This window comes from Methylibium sp., assembly GCF_013817345.1.
Lineage (GTDB): Bacteria > Pseudomonadota > Gammaproteobacteria > Burkholderiales > Burkholderiaceae_C > Methylibium.
The window spans coordinates 20,023-27,726 of record NZ_JACDCW010000056.1 but is presented as its reverse complement, the minus strand read 5'-3'; the positions used below and the strand labels follow the sequence as shown (position 1 = coordinate 27,726).

Sequence of the window (7,704 nt, the reverse complement as noted above, 5' to 3'; positions counted from 1 at the left end):
AGCCGCGCGCCCGTCCCCGAGCCGCGTGCGCGCAAACCGCGCAGCAACGGGCCGGCGAAGCTGTTCGTGCTCGACACCAATGTGCTGATGCACGACCCGATGTCGCTGTTCCGCTTCGAGGAGCACGACATCTACCTGCCGATGATCACGCTCGAGGAACTCGACGGCCACAAGAAGGGCATGAGCGAGGTTTCCCGCAACGTGCGACAGGTCAGCCGGGAACTCGACGCGCTGGCCGGCGGCCCCGACGCGGCCAAGCTCGATGCCGCGGCGGGCATTGCACTGGCCAAGACGGGCCACAAGGAGGCCGGCGGCAAGCTCTATTTCCAGACACTGCTGCTCGACGTCAGGCTGCCCGAAGGTCTGCCGCAGGGCAAGGCCGACAACCAGATCCTCGGCGTCGTCAAGGGCCTGCGTGAGCAGCAAGCCGGGCGCGAGGTGGTGCTGGTGTCCAAGGACATCAACATGCGCGTCAAGGCGCGCGCACTCGGCCTGCCCGCCGAGGATTACTTCAACGACAAGACGCTGGAAGACGGCGACCTGCTCTACACCGGCGTGCTGCCGCTGCCGGCCGATTTCTGGGATCGTCATGGCAAGACCATGGAAAGCTGGCAGCAGGGCGGCGCCACGTTCTACCGCATCGCCGGGCCGCTGGTGCCGTCGCTCATGGTCAATCAGTTCGTCTACCTCGAGACGCCGGGTGCCGCCTCGCTGTATGCCAAGGTGACCGAGATCACCGGCAAGACCGCCGTGCTCAGGACGCTCAAGGACTACTCCCACGGCAAGAACGCGATCTGGGGCGTGACCGCGCGCAACCGCGAGCAGAACTTCGCTCTCAACCTGCTGATGGATCCGGACTGCGACTTCATCACCCTGACCGGCACGGCCGGCACAGGCAAGACGTTGATGACCCTGGCCGCTGGCCTGAATCAGGTGATGGACGAACGCCGCTACAGCGAGATCATCGTCACTCGCGTCACGGTGCCGGTCGGCGAAGACATCGGTTTCCTGCCCGGCACCGAGGAAGAAAAGATGGGCCCCTGGATGGGCGCGCTCGACGACAACCTCGAAGTGCTGGCCAAGAACGACAGCGGCGCTGGTGAATGGGGCCGTGCCGCCACCAACGACCTGGTGCGTTCGAAGATCAAGATCAAGAGCCTGAACTTCATGCGCGGGCGTACTTTCCTCAACAAGTACGTGATCATCGACGAGGCGCAGAACCTCACACCAAAGCAGATGAAGACACTGATCACGCGCGCTGGCCCGGGCACCAAGATCGTTTGCCTGGGCAATCTGGCGCAGATCGACACGCCTTACCTCACCGAAGGCAGCTCGGGCCTGACCTACGCGGTGGACCGCTTCAAGGGCTGGCCGCACAGCGGGCACGTGATGCTGGCGCGCGGGGAGCGGTCGCGGCTGGCCGACTACGCGTCCGAGGTGCTCTGAGAGCCAAGCCGCCGGTGGATCGAAAACGAAGGGGCCGCGAGGCCCCTTCTTCTTTGCAGGATGCGCTGGCCGTCAGCGCCTGAACCCGCCCGGCTCCAGCACGTAGAACTGCGGCCCGAGTGCGGCCAGCGGCTCGCGCAGCTTGTCGATCTCGGCGGCCGGGCCGTGCACTTCGAGCCGCGTGATCTCGGCGATCTTCAGGGCCTCCTGCAGGATCCGGACCGACGTTTTCGAGGTGCGCCAGGAGGCCGGCCGCGTCGTCGTAGCCTTCGCGGCAACGCGCCATGTCGCCGTCGAAGCTGAAGCCGTAGTACATGCACTTCGGCTCGCTGCTGGTTCGCTCGGTGAAGCGGGCAACGATTGCCTTGAACTCGGGCAGCTTGCCGGGGGCGACCTTGAAATAGGGCACGAGGCCGCAGCAGGTGTCGGGCGAATTCATGGAAATCTCCTTGAGTAAAAAACCAAATGGGTTTGGGCGTGTCAGCGCGTCGAGAAGGCTTCCGTGGCATTGACGGGCTCCCAGCCTGCGCTTGCACTCCAGCCCTCGCCAAACAGGTTGAACCCGCAAACCGTGTGAGGCTGCTCCACATTGATGTACTGGTGTTATGTACAGTACTCCATCCCGCTTCGCCTTTGCATGCTCCCCTCCGCCGCCCTGTCCTCCTCTGCCATCACCCGTCGGCAGGCATCAGTGCGGGCGCTGGCTGATCTGGCTCCCCGGCTCGGCTTGCCGCTGTGGCAAGCGGGCGAGTTGGCGCAGGCCGGGACCTCCACCACACCGACTGCCCCGACCGGCTGGTCCGCGCTCGATGCCGAACTGCCGGGAGGCGGCTGGCCGCTGAGTGGCCTGACCGAACTCTTGCTGCCCGCATCCGCCAGCGGCGAGTTGGCCTTGCTCGCACCGTGGCTGCAGGCTTTCGAGCGACGCGAGCTCGGCCCACGCGAGCTGGTCTGGATCGCTCCCCCGGGCCTGCCCTGCGTAGCGGCGCTGCAGGAGCTGCGCTTGTCGCTGCCGCACCTGGTCTGCATCGACCCGGCCAGCATGGCCGATGCCGCCTGGGCCGCCGAACAGGCGCTGCGCTCCAGCAGTTGCGCCGCGGTGCTGTGGTGGAACCATGGACCGGTCGCCAGCCTCAGCCTGCGCCGGCTGCATCTGGCGGCACAGGCAGGAGCAACGCCGCTGATGGCTTTGCGGCCGGCTAACGCGCGCGTGCTCAGCAGCCCGGCGCCGCTGCGCCTGAGTTGCACACCCGATACCGATCGCCGGCTGGCGGTTGAAATCTTCAAACGCCGCGGCCCGCCGATGGCCGCACCGCTGGCGCTGGCCCTGCCCTGGCCAAGTTCGGCCCGGCCGCTGTCGAACAAAAAACTTCTTTCCCGCCATGCTGTGGATCGCCCTGCATCTGCCGCACCTGCCGCTGCAAGCCCTGCGCTGGTCGCAACCCGGGTTTGAAGCCACGCTTGCGGTGGCGGTGGCCGAGCAGCACCGGCTGCTCGGCGTCAACCGTGCCGCCAGGGCGCGCGGCGTGCAGACCGGCCAGAGCGCCGCGACCGCCTTGTCGCTTGCGCCGGAGCTGCTGGTGCTGCCGCGCGACCTGCGGCGCGAAGCCGATGTCGTCGAAGCCGTGGCGCTGACGCTGGGCGCACTGACGCCCAACCTGGTGCTCCAGTCCAGCGGCGTGCTGTTCGAGGTGCAGGGCTCGCTGCGGCTGTTCGGTGGTGTGCGGCACTTGTGGCGGCGCGCAGTGGCATTGGCGCAGACGGCCGGTGCGCAGGCGCGCCTGGCCTTGGCGCCCACCGCGAGCGCGGCCTGGCTTCTGGCGACCAGCGGCATCACGCGGCGGCGCATGCTGCGGATCCCCGCTTGCGCACGCCAGCTCGACCGCGTGCCGGTGGCAGCACTCGCCGAGCTGGTGCCGATCCCGCCGCGCCAGGCCGAGTTGCTGCAGGCCTTGGGAGTGCAGCGCGTGGGTGAGTTGCGCCGTCTTCCACGCGCCGGGTTGCAACACCGGCTCGGCAAGGCACTCAGCGTGGCGCTCGACCGCGCCTATGGCGAACAGCCCGATCCGCGCATCTGGTTCATGCCGCCCGAGCGCTTCGAGGTCCGCCGCGAGTTGCTGCAGCGCGCCGACGATGCGGCCGTGCTGGTCGCCGCGGTCGAGGCGCTGCTGCCGGCGCTGCGGGGGTGGCTGCAGTTGCAGTGGCATGCAGCCACCGAACTCAGCTTGAGGCTGCGTCATGAGCATGGCCGCGAGCCGCTGCCCGACACCGTGCTGCGCCTGCAGCTTTCAACACCCAGCCGTGACATGAACCAGCTCGCGCTGCTGTGGCGCGAACGTCTGCAGCGCCACGCGCTGGCCGCCCCGGTGTATGAGCTCGGGCTGGCGCTCGAAGCCTCGGTGCCGCATGGCGGCACGCCGGGCGAGCTGCTGGCGGCGCCCGGGCAGACCGGCGGCGAACACGCTGCGCTGCTCGATCGCCTGGTGGCCAGACTCGGAGCAGAGCGGGTACGGCGCTTCGTGCCGGTGGCCGACCACCGGCCCGAGCGGGCGCAGCGCGGTGTGCCGATCACCGAGGGAGCGGCCCCCAAGCCGGCAAGCGCCGAGGCATCGTCTGCCCTGCCCCGCCCGACCTGGCTGCTGAGCACGCCGCAGCCTCTGGCCAGCGACGACTACGGCCGGCCACTGCACGGCGGGCCGCTGGCCCTGTGCTCGCGTGCCGAGCGCATCGAAGGCGGCTGGTTCGACGGCGGCCTGGTGCGGCGCGACTATCACGTCGCCGTCGGTGCGGATCACCGCTTGCGCTGGATCTATCGGGAGCGATCCAGCGCTGTCGCCGCACTCGATCCCGGAGCCTGGTTTCTTCACGGCTGGTTCGGGTGAAATGACAAGCTCCACGCACCTTCGGTGCTGCCCTCCAACGGGACGGTCAGCCCTCCCGGGGCGACCCGGCGGGGGATGAAACGATGCCGCAGCCGGCTCACCCCAAGACGCCCTTGCCGGCGTCGCCCTCACCGCCTTCGCCGCATCTGACCCAGCCGGGCCTGCCGGCCTATGCCGAACTGCACTGCCGCTCCAACTTCAGCTTCCAGACCGGCGCCTCGCATCCCGGCGAATTGGTGGCACGGGCTGCGCAGCTGGGCTACGCGGCCATCGCGATCACCGACGAATGTTCGGTGGCCGGCGTGGTGCGGGCACATGAGGAGCTCAAGCTGCAGCGCCAGCAGGGCTCCGGGCTGCAGCTACTCATCGGAGCCGAGTTCACGCTCCAAGCCGATGGCGAGACGCCCGGCTGCCGCCTGGTGCTGCTGGCGATGAACCGCGAAGGCTATGCCCAGCTCTGCGGGCTGATCACGCTGGGCCGCTGCCGCAGCGCAAAAGGCAGCTACCACTTGGCGGTCAACGATCTTGTCGGGCAGCCTCTGGCCGGCAAAGGCCACCCCTGCGGCCTGCCCGACTGCCTGGCCCTCCTGATTCCGGACCGCGAGGAGTTGCCCGAGACATTGCTGTCGCAGGCCCACTGGCTGGGTCGGACCTTCGGCGACCGCGCTGCCATCGCCATCGAACTGCTGCTCTGGGCCGACGATGCTGCGCATGCCGAGCGGCTTTCGGCGGTGGCCGAGGCGAGCGGCGTGCCGCTGGTCGCTGCGGGTGACGTGCTGATGCACACGCGCTCGCGCAAGGCCCTGCAGGACACGCTGACCGCCACCCGCCTGAAGCGCACGGTGGCCGACTGCGGCCTGGCACTGGCGCGCAACGGCGAGCAGCACCTGCGCTCGCGCCTGTCGCTGGCGCGACTGTTGCGGCCCGAGTGGCTGGCCGCCAGCGTTGCGCTGGCCGGGCGCTGCGACTTCTCGCTCGACGAGCTGCGCTACGAATATCCGGCCGAGATCGTGCCGGCTGGCCAGACGGCGATCGGCCACTTGAGCGAACTCGCCCGGGGAGGTGCCAAGAAGCGCTATCCGCTCGGCGTGCCGGATGCGATTCGAACGCAGATCGCAAAGGAGTTGCTGTTGATCGAGGAACTGCGCTACGAAGCCTTCTTCCTGACGGTGCATGACATCGTGCGTTACGCGAGAGAGCAGGAGATCCTGTGCCAGGGACGCGGTTCGGCGGCCAACTCGGCGGTCTGCTACTGCCTCGGCATCACCGAGGTCGACCCGACCCAAACGACGCTGCTGTTCGAGCGCTTCATCAGCCGCGAACGCAACGAGCCGCCGGACATCGACGTCGATTTCGAGCACGAGCGGCGCGAGCAGGTCATCCAGTACATCTACAACAAGTACGGCGCCCACCGCACTGCGCTGGCTGCGGCACTGGCCACCTACCGCACGCGCAGCGCGGTGCGCGACGTCGGCAAGGCGCTCGGCCTGGACGAGCAGCGCATCGACCGCCTCGCCAAGAGCCACCAGTGGTTCGACGGCCGCGATCAGCTGAACGCGCGCCTGCAGGAAGCCGGCTTCGATCCCGATTCGCCGGTGACGCGGCAGTGGCTGGAACTCACCTCCATGCTGGTCGGTTTTCCGCGCCACCTGTCGCAACACGTCGGCGGTTTCGTGATCGCGCGCGACGAGCTCACTCGGCTGGTGCCGATCGAGAACGCGGCGAAGAAGGACCGGCGCGTGATCCAGTGGGACAAGGACGACCTCGAATCGCTCGGCCTGCTCAAGGTCGACGTGCTGGCGCTGGGCATGCTCAGCGTCCTCAAGCGTTCGCTCGATCTAATGACCCTGCTTCGCGGGCCCGTTCGCGGCGTCGGCGGCTTGCCGAACCACGCCTGGCGAATGGAAGACATTCCCCGCGAAGACGGGATGACCTACGACATGATTCAGCAGGCCGATACGGTCGGGGTCTTCCAGATCGAAAGCCGGGCCCAGCAAAGCATGCTGCCCCGGCTCAAACCGGCCAGGCTCTACGACCTCGTGGTCGAGGTCGCGATCGTACGGCCGGGGCCGATTCAGGGCGGCATGGTGCATCCCTATCTTCGGCGCCGCCAGGGTCTGGAGCCTTCCGAGTCGCCTAAGCCGGAACTCGATGTCGCCTTGAAGCGCACCCTGGGCGTGCCGATCTTCCAGGAACAGGTCATGCAGATCTGCATGATCGCCGCCGGTTTCAGTGGCGGCCAGGCCGACAAGCTGCGGCGCGCGATGGCCGCGTGGCGGCGTACCGGCGATGTGAAACGGTATCGCGACGACATCATCGAAGGCATGGTCAGGAACGACTACGACCGCAGCTTCGCCGAGGCGATCTTCGAGCAGATCAAGGGCTTCGGCGACTACGGTTTTCCGGAAAGCCATGCCTTCAGCTTCGCCCTGCTCGCCTACCTGAGCGCCTGGATCAAGTGCCACGAGCCGGCGATCTTTCTGGCCGCCCTGATCAACTCGCAGCCGATGGGCTTTTACTCGCCCTCGCAGTTGGTGCAGGACGCGAAGAGGCATGGGATCGAGGTGAGAGCCATCGATGTTCTGCACAGCGACTGGGACTGCACGCTCGAGCAGAGCGCACCGGATCGCAGGCTGCCGGATTCGCGCATTCCTCAGCCCGCGGTGCGCCTGGGCCTGCGCAGGGTGTCGGGTTTCAATCACGACGCCGCAAAGCGTTTGGTGACGGCACGCAGCGAAGCGCCGTTCTACAGCATCGACGATCTGGCACGCCGCGCCGCGCTCGATCCGCAAGAGCTGCAGCAACTGGCCCGCGCCGACGCGCTGATCGGTCTGGCCGGCCACCGCCGGCAGCAGACCTGGGTGGCCACCGGCCAGCAACGTCATCACGCGCTGCTGGCCGACGCACCGCAGCGCGAAGCGGCCCTCGCCTTGCCCCCGGCGCCCGAAGGCGAGGAGATCACGCTCGACTATGCCGCCACCGGATTGACGCTGCGCCGCCATCCCCTGGCGCTGCTGAGACCGCGGCTGACAGCGCGGCGTGTGCGCAGCGCCGACGAACTGAGCGCATTGCGCGACGGGGCCAGCGCCTGGGCCTGCGGCATCGTCGTGATGCGCCAGCAACCCGAAACTGCCAAGGGCACGATCTTCGTGACGCTCGAGGACGAGACCGGCTCGGTCAACGTGATCGTCTGGAAGCATGTGCGCGAAAGCCACCGCCAGGCGCTGCTGGCTTCGCGGTTGCTGGCCGTAGCGGGCCAGTGGCAGAAGTCGCCCGAAGGCGTGATGCACCTGGTGGCGCGGCGGCTGGTGGATGTGACTCCCTGGCTCGGCAAGCTCGGCACGAGCTCACGCGACTTTCATTGAGCGTCGTACGC

General features: G+C 68.1%; 5 protein-coding genes. All 5 read left to right on the top strand.

The window, feature by feature from the left end; all coding sequences use genetic code 11:
• A partial coding sequence (locus tag H0W40_RS11950; RefSeq protein ID WP_292446418.1) for a PhoH family protein occupies positions 1–1,446 on the top strand: 1,446 nt, incomplete at its 5' end.
• Between the two features lie 181 nt (positions 1,447–1,627).
• A complete protein-coding gene (locus H0W40_RS11945) occupies positions 1,628–1,903 on the top strand; it encodes a hypothetical protein (RefSeq protein WP_292446416.1) in 276 nt (91 codons plus the stop codon).
• Positions 1,904–2,083: 180 nt separating this feature from the next.
• Positions 2,084–2,899, top strand: a complete 816-nt coding sequence (gene imuA, locus H0W40_RS11940; protein ID WP_292446414.1) for a translesion DNA synthesis-associated protein ImuA — start codon at positions 2,084–2,086, stop codon at positions 2,897–2,899.
• Positions 2,829–4,328: a DNA polymerase Y family protein gene (locus H0W40_RS11935; protein ID WP_292446412.1), complete on the top strand. Its 1,500-nt coding sequence runs from the start codon at positions 2,829–2,831 to the stop codon at positions 4,326–4,328. Before imuA ends, H0W40_RS11935 begins: the two co-directional genes overlap by 71 nt.
• 83 nt (positions 4,329–4,411) lie before the next feature.
• A complete protein-coding gene (locus tag H0W40_RS11930) occupies positions 4,412–7,693 on the top strand; it encodes an error-prone DNA polymerase (protein ID WP_292446410.1) in 3,282 nt (1,093 codons plus the stop codon).
• Positions 7,694–7,704 lie beyond the last annotated feature (11 nt).

Excerpts from the sequence above, each read along its gene's own strand:
- imuA (WP_292446414.1), top strand. The coding sequence starts at position 2,084 with ATGCTCCCCTCCGCCGCCCTGTCCTCCTCTGCCATCACCCGTCGGCAG.
- H0W40_RS11935 (WP_292446412.1), top strand. The coding sequence starts at position 2,829 with ATGCTGTGGATCGCCCTGCATCTGCCGCACCTGCCGCTGCAAGCCCTG.
- H0W40_RS11930 (WP_292446410.1), top strand. The coding sequence starts at position 4,412 with ATGCCGCAGCCGGCTCACCCCAAGACGCCCTTGCCGGCGTCGCCCTCA.